Origin of the sequence: Burkholderia sp. Ac-20353, assembly GCF_017104785.1 — a bacterium.
Taxonomy (GTDB): domain Bacteria; phylum Pseudomonadota; class Gammaproteobacteria; order Burkholderiales; family Burkholderiaceae; genus Burkholderia.
This window is the reverse complement of sequence record NZ_JAAGPL010000174.1, coordinates 1-18,801: the sequence shown is the minus strand read 5'-3', so window position 1 is coordinate 18,801 and position 18,801 is coordinate 1. Positions and strand designations below refer to the sequence as shown.

General features: G+C 57.3%; 12 protein-coding genes. 10 read left to right on the top strand and 2 right to left on the bottom strand.

Features of this window, described 5'->3' with window-relative positions:
* The 10 genes from G3N94_RS31940 to G3N94_RS31890 form a co-directional block, all read left to right on the top strand.
* On the top strand, positions 1–897 hold an 897-nt coding region (locus tag G3N94_RS31940; RefSeq protein WP_205797421.1), incomplete at its 5' end, for a tyrosine-type recombinase/integrase.
* A 708-nt stretch (positions 898–1,605) separates the two neighbouring features.
* Entirely contained in the window at positions 1,606–2,088 is a 483-nt protein-coding gene (locus G3N94_RS31930) for a hypothetical protein (protein ID WP_205797417.1), read from the top strand.
* A gap of 213 nt (positions 2,089–2,301) precedes the next feature.
* Positions 2,302–3,171, top strand: a complete 870-nt coding sequence (locus tag G3N94_RS31925) for a WYL domain-containing protein (protein WP_241022180.1) — start codon at positions 2,302–2,304, stop codon at positions 3,169–3,171.
* Positions 3,172–3,176: 5 nt separating this feature from the next.
* Complete coding sequence (locus G3N94_RS31920) at positions 3,177–3,788, top strand: DUF1819 family protein (protein ID WP_205797415.1); 612 nt, start codon at positions 3,177–3,179, stop codon at positions 3,786–3,788.
* A 23-nt stretch (positions 3,789–3,811) separates the two neighbouring features.
* Entirely contained in the window at positions 3,812–4,387 is a 576-nt protein-coding gene (locus G3N94_RS31915) for a DUF1788 domain-containing protein (RefSeq protein ID WP_205797413.1), read from the top strand.
* Positions 4,388–4,406: 19 nt separating this feature from the next.
* The gene (brxC, locus tag G3N94_RS31910; protein WP_205797411.1) at positions 4,407–8,078 is read left to right on the top strand and encodes a BREX system P-loop protein BrxC; all 3,672 of its coding nucleotides are present in this window, start codon (positions 4,407–4,409) and stop codon (positions 8,076–8,078) included.
* A gap of 47 nt (positions 8,079–8,125) precedes the next feature.
* Positions 8,126–11,779 (top strand): BREX-1 system adenine-specific DNA-methyltransferase PglX, encoded by a 3,654-nt coding sequence (gene pglX, locus G3N94_RS31905; protein WP_205797409.1) that lies wholly within the window; start codon positions 8,126–8,128, stop codon positions 11,777–11,779.
* A 268-nt stretch (positions 11,780–12,047) separates the two neighbouring features.
* Positions 12,048–14,675, top strand: coding sequence for a BREX-1 system phosphatase PglZ type A (pglZ, locus tag G3N94_RS31900; protein ID WP_205797407.1), 2,628 nt, complete (start codon positions 12,048–12,050; stop codon positions 14,673–14,675).
* A 16-nt stretch (positions 14,676–14,691) separates the two neighbouring features.
* Positions 14,692–16,731 carry a protease Lon-related BREX system protein BrxL gene (gene brxL, locus G3N94_RS31895; protein WP_205797405.1) on the top strand — a complete coding sequence of 680 codons (2,040 nt, stop codon included), beginning with the start codon at positions 14,692–14,694 and terminating at the stop codon, positions 16,729–16,731.
* A 60-nt stretch (positions 16,732–16,791) separates the two neighbouring features.
* Positions 16,792–16,971 carry a hypothetical protein gene (locus G3N94_RS31890; RefSeq protein ID WP_205797403.1) on the top strand — a complete coding sequence of 60 codons (180 nt, stop codon included), beginning with the start codon at positions 16,792–16,794 and terminating at the stop codon, positions 16,969–16,971.
* On the opposite strand, the gene G3N94_RS31885 is transcribed toward G3N94_RS31890, so the two are convergent.
* The gene (locus G3N94_RS31885; protein WP_205797401.1) at positions 16,955–17,962 is read right to left on the bottom strand and encodes a hypothetical protein; all 1,008 of its coding nucleotides are present in this window, start codon (positions 17,960–17,962) and stop codon (positions 16,955–16,957) included. The genes G3N94_RS31890 and G3N94_RS31885 overlap by 17 nt on opposite strands.
* Positions 17,963–18,092: 130 nt before the next feature.
* Complete coding sequence (locus G3N94_RS31880) at positions 18,093–18,686, bottom strand: hypothetical protein (protein WP_205797399.1); 594 nt, start codon at positions 18,684–18,686, stop codon at positions 18,093–18,095.
* Between the last annotated feature and the right edge of the window lie 115 nt (positions 18,687–18,801).

Here is an 18,801-nt window from a genome sequence, read left to right as displayed (position 1 = left end):
TTCGCGCCCGGCGGCCTGGCGCCGGAGAGTCAGCGTTACGCGGTGCGCGCGATCCGCGCGGCCTTTACGTGGCTGGTCGCCGTGCGCTATCTGGCCGGCAATCCGTGGCAGGCCGTGACGGATCCGAATGTCGTCAAGCGCGTGCGCCAGCTGCAGGTCGAGCGGGCGCTGTCGCTCGATCTGTGGACCCGGATGCGCGCGACCCTGGCCGAGCGCAGCGAGCTGCAGAGCCCGATCGGCGCGCGCTGGCGAGCGGCCCGGGCGCTGCTGCTGGTGATGGGCGATGGCGGTCTGCGGATCGCCGAGGCGGCGGCCGCGACGCGAGCGGCCCTCGCTTGGCTGGCGGCCGAGGACGACACGCCGGCGAGCTGGCTGCTCGAGGTGATCGGCAAGGGCAACAAGCAGCGCTTCGTCCCGGTCAGCGACGCCTGCGTCGAGGCGCTGCGTGCGCACTGGCACGACCGCGACCAGGACTTCGACGCGACCGAGGCGGCCGGGCCGCCGAGTTGGCCCCTGATCGCGCCGCTGGTGGTGCCCCCGACGCCGCGCGCGCGTGAGAAATTCAGCGTGCCGCCCGGCGCCGGCGAGCGTGCCGCGACGGGCGGCTATTCGGTGCGCGGGGCGCGCGGCCTGACGCAGTGGGCGATCGCGCAGCTGCTCGCGGTGATGCCGGATCTGAGCGAGGCGGAGCGGCGCAAACTGGCCAGCACGTCGCCGCACGCGTTCCGGCATACGGTCGGCACGCAGATGCTGGCCGCCGGCGTCGCGCTCGAAGTCGTGCAGCGCACCCTCGGCCACGCATCGCTCGGCACGACGTCGATCTATGTGTCACCCGAAGAGGCGCGGCTGCGCCGCGAGGCGGCCAAGTATCACGCCCGACTGAGCCGCGCGCCGTGACGTCCCGGCGCGGGCGGCCGTCAGCGCCAGCCGCGCGCGCAGGATGCACGGATCCGGACCGTTCGCCGGCGGCACGCTCGACCCGGCGGGTGGGGTGGCCCGACGCGCCCGCCGCGCGTGCCCGAGGTCGGCCGGCTGCCGGGCCAACTCGCGCGGCGACCCGGTTCGTCGACGCGGTGGGTCAAGGTGGCGCGCAGGGCGGAGCCGATCGGGTCATGCAGCGGCACGGCCAGACAATTTGGGTCCAGTGCACCCGCTGGACGCCATCCCGCGTCGGCGCGCCGGTTGTCCGTGAACGGGTCGGGTGGCGGCTTTACCCCGGCGCGCAAGCGGCGAAAGTCGTGGGCGCGGCTGGGTTCACGAAGCGCGGCGGTTCGCCACCGGGAAACCGCTTGAGCGGGTGAACGGTGCAGACCGGATGGCCCGCGTCGCGTCAGGGCGCCGCACGCGTGGCCCGCGGCCGATGACTGGCCTTGGCGGGGCAGCAAGCGCGCCGCACTGGCACGTCTCCGTGCCTCGGCGGCACGCGATAGGCCGCGTGCCGAGTCACCCGGCCGATGTCGTCACGGGATGCCGGCGCACGTGCAACTAACCGTCAACCGGTTTGCCGCCCACGATGCAAACGCCGGTGCCGCGCCAGGCGCCCCGTTGGCCCGACATGGGTGGGGTGCCACGAAGGCGCCGGTGACGAGCGCCCGATATTGACGATTGACGACTCTGCGCGCGCCCAGCGTGACCGGGACGTACAACGATCGCGGGTACCCCATCGAAGTGCGCGGCGAGCCCACGCTCGACGAATCCATCGAGCCCACACCGGTGATCCGGCTCAACCCCGGCGACGTCGTCGTCGACCCCGTTCGTGCCGGCGACCCGTCATCGATTTTCTTTGCACCGGTTCGTTTCGCGGAGGACGGTGGGCGGCCATACGCTGACCGCCTGGACGCGTTGAGTACCGGCCGCCCCGCGGTCGAGGTGATCGTCGATGACCTTCGACTGGACGCTGACGGCGTGGTACAGGCCGCCGCGGTGATCCGCAACAGGGAAGAAAAGGACGACGCAGCGTGCGTGAAGGGGTGCGCTGCTGGCGTGGCATCGCGCGATGACTGTTGCTGCCGACGCCAGAATGAACCGGTTGCCGAGGTGCCGATGATCCGGTCGGTCAGGTCGCCAATGCCGACCATTCCAGGATGATGTCGACATCCGGCCGGTTCAGGTAAATCACGGCATCTGGATCAAAACGGAGTCGGCGCCCACAGACTGTAACGTTCATGACAAGCGGAAGAGGTCGGCGTTTGACGGCTTTCAAACCCGTCCATGTCCATGCCAAAAACTTTACCGTAAAGTTATTTACACCCTCATCGCAACGAGTCAAAATCGCGGTTTCAGAATATCTGACACCCTGACATGTCCGTTCTCAAGCACGAAGCCCTGCTTAGACTCCGCGCCATCGAGCTGATCGCATACTGGGAAGGTCGATTGATCACCCCGCAGCTCATGGACTGGTTCGGCATCAGCCGCCAGCAGGCATCGGCTGACATCAAATATTACAACAGCAAGTTCAACCCTGACTCTCTGGTCCACAGCCCTGCAGTCAAGGGCTATGTACCAACGGCCGGATTCCAGCCGGTGCTCAGTTCCGGGCATATCAATGAATACATGGACCTGCTCGCCGGTCAAGGTAGCCAACCGATGGCCCAGGTCCTGGAAAACCACTCCAGCGTTGCTACGGTCCAACTACCCGACCGTGCGGTGCGTCCTGAGATCGTGCGCGAAGTGTTCAAGGCTTGCCGCAATGGCGGCACTCTGAGGATTCTCTACGCATCGATGTCCAATCCTCAGCTCCGCGAGCGGGTGATCTCGCCGCACACCTTGGTTTACACTGGCTTCCGCTGGCATGTGCGTGCCTGGTGCCACAAACGACAGGTTTTCCGAGATTTTCTTCTATCGCGTATCGATCGCACTCCCAAACCAAGCGATGAAAGCGCACAGCCAACCATGGCCGACAACAACTGGCACGAGCTGGTCACGCTGTCTCTGATTCCCAACCTCCTACTCACTGACGCACAAAAAGCGCTAGTCGAACGGGATTTCGGCATGCCCGAGGGCCATCTGCAGCTGACCGTCCGCAAGGCTCTGGCCCACTACACCCTACAGCGTTATCAGGCCGCCATCACCGAGCAAGAGGCCGAGCGTCTACGTGAACACCCGCTGCAGTTGCTGCCAGGCGATCGAGCCAAGCTGGAGCCCTACCTATTAGGTGGCGAGGACGAGTGAGACGAATGCAGACCTTCACCTACGACTCCGATCTGATCGGTGGCTCCCTGCAAGTTCGTGAGTGCCGCATCATTGCCGATTTGCTCCTACGTGGTGCTAGCCCGGAGCAATGGCGGCAGGCAATTGAGCAACAGAATCTGCTGCAAAAACGTAGCCCTGCCTCGGCCAAGCGCATCGCCCAAGCCCTACGCAAACGCCTGGAGCGCCTGGATGCTCCGTTCTGGCGAGCCATTCGCGACGGAGATGAAGAATTGGCCACCCAAGTGGCTTTTTGCGCTGCGCTGGAGCGAAACCTGCTGCTGGTCGAGTTCATCGAGGCAGTGCTCAAGGATGCCTTCGTTACCCGCGCGGAAGTGCTGGAGCCTTACTACTGGGGGGATTTTCTCGAAGACCGTAGCCACCGCGACCCAACCATCGAAACTTGGGCAGAGTCCAGCCGCAAGAAAATGGGCCAAGTTATCTACCGCATGCTCGCCGAGGTCGGCCTGCTGCGCAGCACCCACAGCATGAAGCTCCAACATCTGCTGGTGCGGGCAGAAGTCAGGGCCCTGTTGGAAGACAGCTACCGCCAACGCATCAAAGCCTGCCTGGAAGTATCCAGCGCTACTGTGCAGTAGGCACGGAATAAAGGAGCTATCGAATGAATCATCAGCTACAGGATCGACTCAACCAGATCCCGGACAAAATCCTCACCAAGGAATTCCTTAAGAGCCAAGGGCTGGGCAACGAAATCGGATTCTGGATCTTCGACTACCCCCCCGAGGATGAGCTGCAAGTACGTGACTACCTCAGCTTCCTGGAAGGCTTTCTGGACAAGAAGCACAGCCAGCTGAAGGTAATCAATATCAATCTGCTGCAGGCCATGCGTGATTATCTGGGCCAGCGCAATTTCACTGAAAAGGCTATCCAGATGCAGAAGGCCAAGGGCGACCAGGCCCTGCTCAAGGCCCTGTCAGGCCCGTTGCACATGGACAAGTTCGCCCCCTTCCTAATGGAGCACAGTCGCGCCGCTGAGAACGACATCGTCCTAGTCTCTGGAGTGGGTTCGGTGTGGCCCGTGCTGCGAGCACACAACCTGCTGAACAAACTGCATGCCCTGCTCGGCCATAAACCCTTGGTACTGTTCTACCCCGGCCACTACTCGGGGCAGTCATTGGCCCTGTTCAACAAGATTACCAGCGATAACTACTATCGTGCGTTCCGACTGGTGCCGTGATCGTCAAGGATAATATGCCATGAGTATAAAAAATCTCTTTTTCAAAGATCTCAACCGTCCCATCAATGGTGTGGTCAAGGCGGATCAGTCCGACGATGCCACCGTATACCAGGAACTTGACGAATACATTGTCACCAACGAATTGGAGAAGCACTTCCGCAGCTTCTTCGAATCCTACAGTACCGACCTCAACGATCCTTCTATCGCCAACCGCGTTGGAGTATGGATCAGCGGCTTCTTCGGATCGGGTAAATCGCACTTTCTGAAAGCCCTGTCCTACCTGCTGGCCAACATTGAGGCGCACGACGCCCAGGGTAACAGTAAAAAGGCAGTGTCTTTCTTCGATGCCAACAAGCTCCGCGATGCAATGATCCGCGCCGACATCGACAGGGCCGTTGCCAACACCGCCGATGTCATCCTGTTCAACATCGACAGCAAGGCAAGCTCCAACGATGCCGGCAACCCGATCCTCAATGTGTTCTTGCGCGTGTTCAACGAGCACCAGGGCTTCAGCGGCGATCACCCACACATCGCCCACATGGAACGCCACCTGAGCCAGCGCGGCGTGTATGAACGTTTCAAGCAAGCCTTCAAGGAAGCTACTGAGCTGGAATGGACCAAAGAGCGCGATGGTTACCAGTTCTACCAAGACGACATCGAACAGGCGCTGGGTGCGGCCCTCGACCTCTCCGCTGAGGCGGCGCACAAGTGGTTCGAAGAATCCGAGGAAACCTTCAGTGTCTCGGTGGAAAATTTCTGCCGCTGGGTGAAGGAATACCTGGACACTCAGTCACCGAAACACCGCGTGCTGTTCCTTGTGGACGAAGTCGGCCAATTCATCGGTAGTGACACTCGCCTCATGCTCACCCTACAGACCATTACCGAAAATCTCGGCACCATCTGCAAGGGACGAGCCTGGATTATTGTCACCTCGCAGGCTGACATGGACGCCGTACTCGGCGAATTGTCCGCCTCTAAAGCCAACGACTTCTCCAAAATTGCCGGACGCTTCAAGACGCGCCTGTCGCTGTCCAGCTCCAACACCGACGAAGTCATCCAGAAGCGTCTACTACGCAAAACGGGGGAAGCTGAAACTGAACTGCGCACCCTGTATGCACGGAAAGGCGACATCTTACGCAACCAGATCACGTTCGACCGCTCTGGTCCGACGCTGAAAAACTTTGAAGGCCCGGACAGCTTCGTCAGCAATTACCCCTTTGCTCCCTACCACTTTCAACTGGTACAGAAGGTTTTCGAGGAGATCCGCAAGGTTGGCGCCACCGGCGCGCACCTGGCCTACGGCGAACGCTCCATGCTCGATGCCTTCCAGATGGCGGCCATGGCGATTGCCGACAAGGGAATAGGTGCCTTGGTGCCCCTGCACAGCTTCTACCGTGCAGTGGAAGGCTTCCTCGATACCGCCGTCAAACGCACCATCGATCAGGCCAGCGAAAATAGCGTGCTCGATGCCTTCGACGTGCAGATCCTGCGTACCCTGTTCATGATCCGCTATGTCGATTTGATCAAGGGCACTTTGGACAACCTGGTCACCTTGTCCATCGAGCAGGTGGACGAAGACAAGCTCGCCCTGCGCCGACGCATCGAAGACACTCTGCAGCGCCTGGAAAAGGAAAGCCTGATCACGCGCAACGGTGACCAATTCGTGTTCCTTACTAACGAAGAGCGCGACATCACCCGCAAAATCAAGGCTACCGAGATCGCCACCTCGGATGAAAATAAGGAACTGTCCGCCCTTATTTACAAAGACCTGCTCAAGGACAAGAACAAGTTCCGCTACAGCGTCAACAAGACCGACTACAGCATCGGCCGCTTCCTCGACGGTCATAGCCTCGAAGGCCGCTATGAACACGACTTGCGCGTCGAAGTGATCTCTCCACTTGATCTCGATTACGCGCTGTATGGCGAGGCCGGCTGCATCAACAAGAGCAGCGAAGCACCTGCAGGCTTGGCCCTGATCAAACTTCCTGACAGTAAGGAGTTCTTCTCTGAGCTCCGTACTTCGCTTAAAACCAACAAGTTCATCCGCCTCAACGACGATGGCAGCCAACCTGAGCTGACCCGCATCCTGGCCGACCGTGGTCGCGAGAACCAGGAGCGTAAGAAGCGATTGCGCCTGATGCTAGACGAGCTGCTGGAACGCGCTGAAGTCTATGCCCTCGGCCAACACCTGAAACTCGCCAGCAATAATATCCAGAATAAGTTCGACGAAGCCTGTCAGTACCTACTGGAAAACACTTATGCCAAGCTCAACTACCTGCGCGTGCTGCAGCAGGAGCCAGAACGTGAGCTGCGTGCCGTGCTGCACAGCAACGACATCGCTCAGCTTGGCCTGTCCCTGGACGGTGAAGAAGGCAACCCCCAGGCCATCAAGGAGGTCGAGCAGTTCGTTACCCTACGGGCCTCAGGAAATGACCGCCTGCTGGTCGCGGACATCATTGAACGCTTCAACAAACGCCCCTATGGCTGGCCGGATGGTGAAATCCTGCTGATCCTTGGCCGCCTGGCTGCAACCAGTCGCATCTCCTTCCATGCAGCCGGCCCAAGCTTGCCTCTACCCGAAGCCTTCGACTACCTCACCAACAGCCGCCGGCGGCGCGAAATCTCTGTACAGAAAAAGCGCCAGACCGATGAAGCGCTGCTCAGGCAGGCGCGTAACCTTACTCAGGATCTGTTCAACGCTCTCGGCCCGGCTGGCGAAAAGGAACTACAGGAGTTCTACCGAAACCACCTTGATACCTGGCTGGCAAACCTCAAGAGCTACAAGAGCAAGACCGATGTCGGTCGTTTCCCCGGCAAGGACACCATTGAGCGGTCTATCCTCAGCCTGCAACGACTGCTGGGTAACAGCGACAGCGTCGACTTCTTCAAGGCCGTCGTCGACCACAAGGACGACTTCCTCGACCTTGAAGAGGACTACCGCGACCTGCACGAATTCTTCAGCAACCAGTTGCACACCTGGCAGCAACTGCAGCAGGCCCTGCGCCGCTTTGAAAAGAACAAGCAGGTGCTGGGCATGGACGACAAGGCCCGCCAGGCCTTGGCCGAGCTGCACGCCATCGAACAGAGTGCTGCGCCCTACAACCAGCTGCACAAGGTCGCCGCGCTCGTTGACGCTATCGAAAGCGTCAACGCTGCCATCCTCACCGACAAGCGCAACTACGCCCTTGCCCGTGTTGATGAAAAGATCGCCCAGCTACAGGCGGAAATCGCCAAGAGCGCTATCGACACCCCGGAGCTGAGCCACCGCCTGTTGCGCCCGCTGCAACTGATCAAGGCCGAACTGGAAAGCGAAACCAGCATTTCTGCGATCTACATGCTGCAGGAACAAACCGTAGGCGAACGTCTGGATGACGGCCTATTCGAGCTGGAGCGCGCCATCCAGGCCGAGGCCGAATGCCAGCACAAACTCGAGCAGGAGCAGGCCAAGGCCGCTCAAGTGGCCAACCGGGGCAGTCAGGACAAGGAAGATCGCTCGCCGGTGCGTCCCCCCGCCGCTAAGCCCGTAGCCGCACCCAAGCCGGTAGTGGAAGTGGCCGCCACCAGCGTGTTCAACAAGCTGGGCAACGGCATCTATCTGGAAACCCAACGCGACATCGAGAGCTTTATCGACGCCCTCAAGGCCGAGCTGGAAAACGTGATCAAGCAGGACAAACGGATACGGATCCGCTGACCCCATTCGCTGCTCGACTCCAGCTCACTACGAATTAAGAAAAGCCCATGAACACCAACAACATCAAACGCTACGCGCCCAAGGCACGCATTGCCTTTATCGCTGCCATGACTAAACAGGCGGCCAAGTACGGCATCACCAGCAAGGGCATCGAGCCGTTGGAGCAGAAAGGCGACCTGGCCCTGATTGGCGATCGACCCTTCCCAGCCAGCATGATTCGCCCGCGAGCAGCGCTGGTGAAAAAGGTTGCACAAATGGGTTTCGCTCAGGCCATGGAACAGGCCGCCTACAGCTGGTTCAACCGCTTGTGCGCCATTCGTTTCATGGAGATTAAAGGCTACCTCGATCATGGCCGTCGGGTACTCAGCCACCCGGAGCGGGAAGGTGACTTCCAAATCCTCGACGACTGTCTGGATATCGAGCTGGAGGGCTTAGACCGCCAACGCATCACCAACCTGAAACTCGACGGCACCAAGGACGAGGAGCTGTACCGCGAGCTGTTGCTCGCCCAGTGTCACGCCCTGCATCAGGCCATGCCCTTCCTGTTTGAGGCGATCGACGACGCTACCGAACTGCTGCTACCGGACAACCTGACCAAAACCGACTCCTTGATCCGCGAGCTGGTCAGTGCCATTCCCGAAGAGGACTGGCAGGAAGTGGAAATCATCGGCTGGCTCTACCAGTTCTACATTTCGGAGAAAAAGGACCAGGTCATCGGCAAGGTGGTAAAAAGTGAAGATATCCCCGCCGCCACCCAGCTCTTTACCCCCAACTGGATCGTCCAGTACTTGGTGCAAAATTCCTTGGGCCGCCAATGGCTGCAGACCTACCCTGACTCGCCGCTCAAGTCAAAGATGCCGTACTACATTGAGCCAGCCGAGCAGACCGACGAGGTCAATGCCACGCTCAATGCCATCACCCCGGACAGCATCGACCCACTGACCATCAAGGTGCTCGACCCTGCCTGCGGCTCCGGCCACATTCTGGTCGAGGCCTATAAGGTGCTCAAGGCCATCTACGAAGAACGAGGCTTCCGCAGCCGCGACATTCCGCAACTAATCCTGGAAAACAACCTGTTCGGGCTGGATATCGACGACCGCGCCGGTCAGCTTGCCGGCTTCGCCCTGATGATGCTGGCCCGGAAAGACGATCGCCGCATCTTCAGCCACCTCGCCGAAAATAGCTTCAAGCTCAACATCTTGCCCCTACAGGAAAGCAGCCATCTCGAGTTCGCCAGCTTGTGGAGAGAGCTCAACCTGACCAGCGATTGGCAACGTGGCCAGTCGCACGGATTGTTTGACAGCGAACAGGCCGACCTCGGCGCCCCTCAAACGGACAACCGCTACCAGCTGTTGAAAACCACCCTGGCGCGCTTTACCCAGGCCAAGACCTTCGGTTCGTTAATCGAAGTACCGACTGAGGAAGCCGAGCCACTGAGTGAACTGCTGAAGCAATTGCGGCAACTTGCACACGAAGGCGATTCAATGCAAAAGCCGGCGGCGGAACAACTGATTCCCTATGTGCAGCAAGCTTGGGTATTGGCACTGCGCTACGATGCGGTGGTTGCGAACCCGCCGTATATGGGTGGTAAGGGGATGAATACCGAGCTGAAATCGTTTGCCGCTAACGCGTATCCAAATAGCAAATCGGATCTGTTTGCCATCTTCATGGAGCATGCCTTCAGCCTGTTGAATCCGGCGGGCTTCAATGCGCAGGTCAATATGCAGTCGTGGATGTTCCTCTCAAGCTACGAAAAGCTGCGCGAGTGGCTGCTGGAGTCCAAAACCTTTATCACTCTGGCTCACCTTGGTGCTCGTGCTTTTGGACAGATTTCTGGCGAAGTTGTGCAAACTACGGCTTGGGTGTTGTGTAAAAAACATGTCGCGCATCATCAGCCAGTGTTTTTCCGCTTGATCGAAGGCAATGAAGAAGAGAAGCGGCAAGCGTTACTGGATCGGGCGCATCGGTTTGACAGTACACAGCAGGATGACTTTGAGAAAATACCGGGCAGCCCGATTGCTTATTGGGTCCCAGAAAAAATATATGAATCTTTCGGAAATTACAAAACCGTTGATGACATTTCCCCCCCAAGAATAGGGATGATGACAACAGACAATGAGCGTTTCCTCAAGACATGGAGCGAAGTTAGCTATAGTGAAATAGGCTTCAATTTTAATGGCATATCAGAGGCAGCTAAGTCCTCCATAAAGTGGTTCCCATACAATAAAGGGGGGGGATATAGAAAGTGGGCTGGATTTCAGACCCTTGTTGTAAACTGGGAAAATGGCGGAGAAGCAATAAAGGCCAATGGGATGACGAGCTTCCGCGGAAAAGACTTCTATTTCAAGGAAGGGCTGACGTGGTCGGACGTGGCAACTGGTGATTTTTCGTGCCGACACACTAAGGCAGGATTTATTTTTGACATAAAAGGCACATCTGCATTCCCGAGTAAAGAGGCGGTGGGGATGATTGCGTGTATGTTAAACTCAAAGCTTGGTTCTTACATTCTAAATCTACTCAACCCCACTATGTCGTATCAAAGTGGCGACATTAGACGAATTCCTATCACGAAAAAGCTATATGAAAATTCAGATTGGTTTTCGCAAAAATTTAATGAGCTAACGAGCATCTCATATGACGACTGGAACTCCCATGAGGAATCTTGGGGTTTCAAGAAAAGTCCGTTAATTTCAGAGAAATATTCAATCAATCATTCATATAGTATATTTCTCAGTGAATGCAATGAGAAAACAGAAAAGACGCTGAATCTAGAAATTGAATTAAATCGTAAATTGCTGGCATTGTTTGATGTCTCTGCTGAATTTTATTTGAACCTTGATGAGAGTGCGGTCACTCTTAATGCCAATCCTGTTTTTAAGTATGGTAAAAATGACGATATCAATGCACTTAATGTTAGATTTAGGTCAGACACATTGTCTGATCTAGTAAGCTACTTCGTGGGTTGCATTATGGGCCGGTATTCTCTAGACCGAGAGGGGGTAATCTACGCCCATGCCGGCAACCAGGGCTTTGCAGAATTAGTTGCCGGAGGTAACTACAAAACCTTTCCTGCCGATAACGACGGGATCCTGCCACTGAGCGATCAGGAATGGTTCGCCGACGATGCTACCAATCGCTTCCACGAGTTTGTCCGTACCGTTTGGGGCGAAGAACATCTGCAGGAAAACCTTGACTTCGTTGCCGAGAGCCTGTGCCTGTATGCCATTAAGCCCAAGCGCGGTGAGTCGGCATTGGAGACCATCCGCCGCTACCTGAGCACTCAGTTCTATAAGGACCATCTTAAGACTTACAAGAAGCGCCCCATTTACTGGCTGTTCAGCTCCGGCAAGCACAAGGCCTTCGAGTGCCTGGTCTACCTGCACCGCTACCACGAAGGCACCCTGGCACGCATGCGCACCGAATATGTCATCCCGCTGACCGCTAAGCTCAACACCTATGCCAACAAGCTTGAGCAGGACATTGAAGCCAGCACCAGCACCGCCGAGAAAAAGCGTCTGGAAAAAGAGCTCGACACCTTGCACAAACAGCAAGCCGAACTCGCCACCTTCGACGAAAAACTCCGCCACTTTGCTGACCTGCGCATCAGCCTGGATCTGGATGATGGGGTGAAGGAGAACTATGGGAAATTTGGCGATTTGTTGGCTGAGGTGAAAGCGGTCACCGGGGATAAGGCGGAGTAAAGGAATGACAGCTCAGAGCAACTATCTGGATTCGCTCGTAATCTGCAAGCGTATTGCGAAAGATAAATGCAAGACTGTTTAAACTCACTTTGCGCAGTGCGACACTATCATTGATGCACTCAGCAAAAAAGCTGCAGGGCGTAATTGATCACGGCAATCTCACACTATCCCAAGACAAGATGGTGGAAGAGGGCTTCACCGTCATGCAACGCGATCTTGAACGCGATTATCATAATTTTCACGTCTGAGATAGGCCACGGATTTGTAAATGGACACACAACAACTCACCCAAGGTCTGCGGCAGGCATTCTTTGCGGAAAATCACCGCATCGTGTTCTGGTATGACCCAGAGCAGAGCTTTGCAGATGAGCTGTCTCAACTGGATATACCTGATGTACAGCTGCTCAATATGCAGAGCGAGTCTACCTTTGGCCTCAAGTTGAAGCTGGAACTGGAGGATACCCAGGGTAAGTATCTGCTCTATTTCCCCTGCGCCGAGCCGGAGGCCAATGATGACTGGCTGCTGGACATCAAGCTGTACTCCCGTAGTTTCTATGCAGACAAGGTGTCGCTGATCTTCAATGACCTGAATCTGCAACAGCAGAGCCTGCGTCAGCATCTGTCCAAGCGTGAGAGCTTCCTCAGTAACAAGGTACGGGTAGGCGCTTTGAAGCGCTTGATTCAGCTTGGCGATACCGAAAAAGAGCTGGATCTGGCAATGATCGCCGTAGTACTGGGGGCTGGTGCCTACGACATCACCACGCTGCTGTGTACCCTGGCCGATAGTGTGGTGAGTGACAATCTAGGCTTGGAAACCAATCCGGCCACCATTGATGAGCTGTATAAGTACGGTCTGATGCCGGCGCTACTACAATCACTGCGCGATGAAGTTGGCTACCCCACCACCGAAGAAGAACTGAGCGGTGAGAAGCCGTTCAGCTTTGGCCACCTGCTGATTCGCCTGCTGACCACCGACTTTTGTGAAAGCATTTCTGATATTCCTAGCTGGGCATCCGCCATCTCCATGCCCTCGGCCAACGCCCGAGCCACCTGCCGGGCGTTACTGTCACGTTGGCGGGATAGCTCCCGCTTCTATAAGATCTACGATGAGGTATCGACCTGGGTCGGTGAAGCGCTTCACTTCGGCCAGAAGGTCACCGACATTCCGGTGGCGGTCCTGGCTAACGTCGCCACATTCGAAGCGGTGGAGCGTCAGATCATCGTTGATTTGACACTTGCCATTCCCGAGGCATCACCTCACGACCTGAAACTGTTCTCGCGCATCATCGCTGATCGCTTGGACAACTACTGGGCCTCGCGGCACAAGGATGACGAGATCCGCCGCAAGTATCGCCTGCTGTATAGCGCCCTGGCCGCAGCTATCGAGCTGTTTACCTTGCGCCACCAGTATGGTGCAGGCTTCCACTATACGAGCAGCGAAGCGCTGTACAAGGCCTACGAAGGGGAGCTGTACCGTTTCGATACTGCTTACCGGCGTTATGGAGCGGCTTCGCAGCGTGCCCATGTGGAGCTGCTCAAGAAGCTCGATGAGGCGGTGGAGCAGTGCTACGCCTACTGGTACATCGACCAACTAGCTCGCTGCTGGGGCGACCGCGTCGAAGCGGAACAACGCCTGGAGCACTGGAAGATTGCAGGCATCCCCAACCAGCAGGATTTCTACGAACGCTGGGTACGCCCGCAATTCGAAGGGCACCGGAGCAAGCGCGTGGTGGTGATCATCAGCGACGCCTTCCGCTTTGAGGCAGCCGTTGAGCTGCGCGAGCGAATCAACGAAAAACGCTACAGCGAAGCCACACTGGCCAGCCAGCTAGGTGTGTTGCCCAGCTACACCTCCCTGGGCATGGCCTCGCTGCTGCCACATAAAACCCTGGAATACCGCGAAGGCAATGGCGACACCTTGTTCGTGGATGGCCAGGCCACCGGTAACACCCTGTTGCGGGACAAGATACTGGCCCAACACCACGGCATGGCGGTCACCGCCCAGCAGGTCAAGGAGTGGTCGCGTGACGCTGGGCGCGAGGCGCTCAAGGATCAGCAATTAGTCTACGTGTACCATAACGTGATCGATGACCGCAGTGACAAGGGAGGCGGGTCCGAGTCGGACACCTTCCATCATGTCGAACTCGCCATTGAGGAACTCACCGAGCTGACCCGCAAGATCCTCATGCACTTCAACACCAGTACCGTGCTGATCACGGCTGACCACGGCTTCCTATTCCAGCAAAGTAAGTTGGAGGCAGCCGACCGTACCTCTTTAGTTGACAAGCCAGAGAGCGCCATCAAGAGCAAGAAGCGCTATGTATTAGGCTACAGTCTGCCGGCGGCCAAGGATGTCTGGCATGGCTCGACGAAGCAAACGGCAGGCACCCTGTCGGACACCCACTTCTGGGTCCCTAAGGGGGCCAACCGCTTCCACTTTGTCGGCGGGGCGCGCTTCGTACACGGTGGTGCGATGCCGCAGGAGATCGTGGTGCCGGTGCTGACCGTCAACCAATTACGTGGCGAAAAGGCCGAGAAACGCACCAAACGCAAGGTGGGCGTCATTTCGCCGAAGTCGGCGCTGAAGATGGTCAACAGCATCCAGCGCTTCGACTTGATGCAGACCGAGGCGGTTACCGAGCAGGTGATGCCGATAACCGTGGCCGTCACCATTTGCGAAGGCGATCAGCCGGTTTCTAGCGAGGAAGTAGTCACCTTCGACTGCGCCACCGACTCAATGAGTGAACGCCTCAAGCAGGTGCGTCTGTCACTATCAGGTAGCGATTTCGATCGCCGCAAGGATTACTTCCTGATCATCCGCGACAAGGATCTGAACACCGAGCTGGAGCGTTACCGTGTCACCATCGACCTGGCCTTCACTGACGATTTCTTTTGAAAGCACGAGACGATAAATGGATACCGAACTGGATAAAGATCTCGATCATTTGCTGAACGAGCACTTCGCCGGCCGCGTGGTGCGCAAGGACTTGACCAAGCTGATCAAGGAAGGCGCCAACGTCCCCGTGTACGTGCTCGAATACTTACTGGGCATGTACTGCGCCTCGAACGACCCCGAAGTCATCGAGCAGGGGCTGAAAAACGTCAAAACCGTGCTGGCGGAAAACTACGTGCGCCCCGACGAGGCTGAGAAGGTAAAATCCTTGGTGCGCGAGCGCGGTTCCTACAAAGTGATAGACAGGGTGACCGTGCGCCTTAATGAGCGCAAGGATCGCTACGAGGCATCATTCAGCAACCTGGGGATCAAGGATGCGGAGATTTCCGCAACCTTCGTCAAGGAATACGAGAAGCTGCTGGTTGGTGGTATCTGGGTCATCGCTACCCTGAGCTATTACCACGAGGAGGGTCAGTCAAACTCGCCCTTCGGCGTGACCCTGCTCAAACCAATCCAGATGCCTAACATGAACATGCAGGAGTTGCTCGCCGGACGGGCTGCGCTGAGCACCGTACAATGGCGTGAAGCTTTAATCCGCTCCATCGGCATGGAACCATCGACTCTAAACGAGTCAGTACAGTGGCACCTGCTGGCCCGAATGATTCCCTTTGTCGAGAATAACTACAACGTCTGCGAGTTGGGACCACGTGGCACAGGTAAGAGCCATATCTACAAGGAATGCTCGCCCAACAGCATGCTAGTATCCGGTGGGCAGACCACGGTGGCTAACCTGTTTTACAACATGAGCAGCCGGCGCGTTGGTCTGGTCGGTCTTTGGGACGTAGTCGCCTTTGATGAGGTGGCCGGCATCAACTTCAAGGACAAGGATGGCGTGCAGATCATGAAGGACTACATGGCGTCCGGCTCTTTCGGCCGGGGCCGTGAACAGATGGAGGCCTCAGCCTCCATGGTCTTCGTCGGCAACATCAACCAGAGTGTCGAGTCGTTGGTGAAAACCAGCCACTTGCTGGCACCGTTCCCTGAGCAGATGATCGACTCGGCCTTCTTCGACCGCTTTCACTCCTATATCCCGGGCTGGGAAATCCCGAAAATGCGCCCGGAGTACTTCACCAATAAGTACGGTCTGATCGTCGACTACTTGGCCGAGTTCTTCCGCGAGATGCGCAAACGTAGCTTCGCCGACGCTATCGACAAGCACTTTAAACTGGGCAACAACCTCAACCAACGCGACGTGATCGCGGTACGTAAGACGGTGTCCGGCCTGCTCAAGTTGTTTTACCCGCATGACCAGTTCACCAAGGAAGATGTGCGCCAGTGCCTGGAGTACGCTCTGCAGGTGCGCCGCCGGGTAAAGGAGCAGCTGAAGAAAATCGGGGGCATGGAGTTCTATGACGTGCACTTCAGCTATATTGACAACGAAACCATGGAAGAGCGCTTCGTCAACGTCAAGGAACAGGGCGGCGGCACCCTGATCCCCGAAGGTCCGGGGAAGCCAGGTTTCATTCATACCATTGGTTTAAGCGGCAAGGGCATGCCTGGGCTGTATCGGATTGAACTACAGGTCACCAGGGGATCTGGCAAACTAGCCACCTCTGGCTTGTGGAACTCTAGCGCGGCCAAGGAACAGGTAAAGATCGCGTTTGACTACTTCAAGGCTAACGCTGCGCGCATCAGCGCCTCAGTTAAGGTGCTGGATCACGACTTCCACCTGCACGTTGTCGAGTTACAGAACTCCGGTCCGCTCACGCATATGGCTCTACCTAGCTTGGTAGCCTTCGCTTCTGGGCTGCTCGGTCGACCGGCCCAAGGACAGTTGGTAGTACTCGGAGATATGAGCCTGGGTGGAAACATTACGCCGGTAGAGAGCATCGCCGAGTGTCTGCAGGTAACCTTCGATGCTGGTGGCAAACGAGTGGCACTACCAATGAGCAGCGCCATGGACCTCCCCAGCATTCCACCAGAGCTTTTCACCAAGTTCCAGACTAGCTTTTATGCTGACCCAGTTGACGCGGTTTTTAAAGCCTTGGGAGTTGACTGAAGATATGCAATCGAATCCAGCCCACCGTGAGAGTCCGGCGCGGAAGTCGATCGGCTCGCGATGCAGGTAGATCCGCAGGTCGTCGTCAAAGCGGAACATCAACCCACTCCCAACGCGACGATCATCGCCTTGATGAGCGGCGTGTCCGCAAGTGTGGGTTGCGGACGCAATCGTGAAGCGATTCAGCAGCGCGGGCTAGGTGTGGAGTATTTCGCGCTTACGATTAACGGCCTGCGTTGATCTCGGCCTGCAAGTCCACGAGGTCCTGCGACACTTGGCGATAGCAGACCACGGCGACATCAAGGGGGTGATGGCGCACGCGATGCAACGCGCGCCGCAGCGCTTGAATGATCCAATGGATTTCGTTGCCAAAAGCACCGCCTCCCACCATGGTTAGGTAGGCCCTGGCGTTGCCAGTCTGCCGGTGGTTGAGCACGGCGGCCAATAGCGTCGCTTCGTAACTGGCTTCCAGAACCAGGGACGCAAATGGCGCCCAATCCGAACGCGGCGCGCCGTTGTAGGAGACCGGCAATGCCGAGCAAAAAGCTTGGGTCACGCGTTGCTGGGGTGAGGCATTGTCTGCGGTGACTTCAGTATTGCTTTGCAAACCAATGCGCAACTGTTGGCGCAACTCGTCACGCCCGGCCTCGTCGAGACCTCGAATGAGCTCGCCGATCGCCCGAACGGTTTCAGCGTCAAGCATCGCATAGCCGTTGCGCATTCGAATACCCGGGATGCCAATGGCGCGGTCCAGATCTCCTAAGGTATTGATCTGACGCGTCTGCGTCTGCCCGCTCTGGCCATCCACGGACACCAGGTAGTTGCGGAAAATCGTGGCAGGCGCGCAAGCCATGGCACAGGCTGGGCCCTGGGTATGATCATGCTGATAACCGGTGATGCCATGTTCCGGCGTGGTGCTGGGACCCGGCATCTCCAACAAGTTGAACTGACTGGCTACCTGAATCAGCGCCCCGTGGGCTTCGGGCCGGGCATGCAATGCATATGCGTCGGCGCTGAGCGTGCGCAGCGTTAAACGCGCTCCGGTCGGCGGCGTAAGAGTGCCGACTTGCGTTCGTAGCTCGTCCAGGCTGGGCGTGGTCAGCGTGCCTACATGAAAGCTCCGTGGTGGTTGCGTATCCGTATGGAGCTTCTCTGAGTCGATACGAAACCGCTTTTGCGTTTCTGCATAGGTCAGCTCCGTAAAACCGAAAGTCTGTTTGAACCAGGTCATGCCTATACCTCACTTAGAAAGTAAATCAAACCCGCGTAGCTTTGCGGTGTGCTTCGGCAAGGACAGGTCAGCCCGCAATGTTCTTTTACCGTCGGACCCAGATAGTGCGGTGTGATCGATTTAGGTGCGGTCACGTCGTTGTATCTCGAAATTGCGCATCATAGATCTGTTTAGCGCGCAAGTATCTACCATAGGAACCGAAGAATCCTATGCCGGCCATTTCGACCAGTCCGCCTGACTCAAACATTAAACCCTTCTCCCGAAGCAGCGCCGCGTGATAATCGCCAGCGTTTGCTGGGCGGAAATTTCCGAGAGATGAAACCTCTTCGACCGCGGGCCTTGGCTCTTCGCGCAATATGATCCTGGCAAGCAGTACGTCTGTTGCATCGTGCGCTTTCCAGGCAACGAATTCCTGCTGATAGTTTGCCGCTAGCGTCTTGAGGAACCCTTTCAATCGGCCAGAGTCATCGCCTTCTTTGCCAATGACCATATATGCCCTGTCGATTACTGGTTTGGGTTGATCTTGACCCAGCGAATCCATAAAACTGCTGTCGATATGCCGAAATCCGAAATCACCAGATGAGATATCGGCCTGAAGCGCGCGGCGTCTGCGCAGGTTTTCGTCGGTCGTGCAATCGGATCGGTGCGATGTGATGAAGCCAATGTTCTGACTTCGGGTACGCTGTTCGATCTCATGCAAGGCGGTTTGATCGTACGCGGTCATTAATTCACGCCTCTCAGAGTGGTAGCGTCGAACTCCGAGGTGTGGCAGCGGCGACTCAGCGCAGGTCGGCGGGCATCTTCCACGGCAACAGCGCGTCGTAGTCCTCGACGGTCGT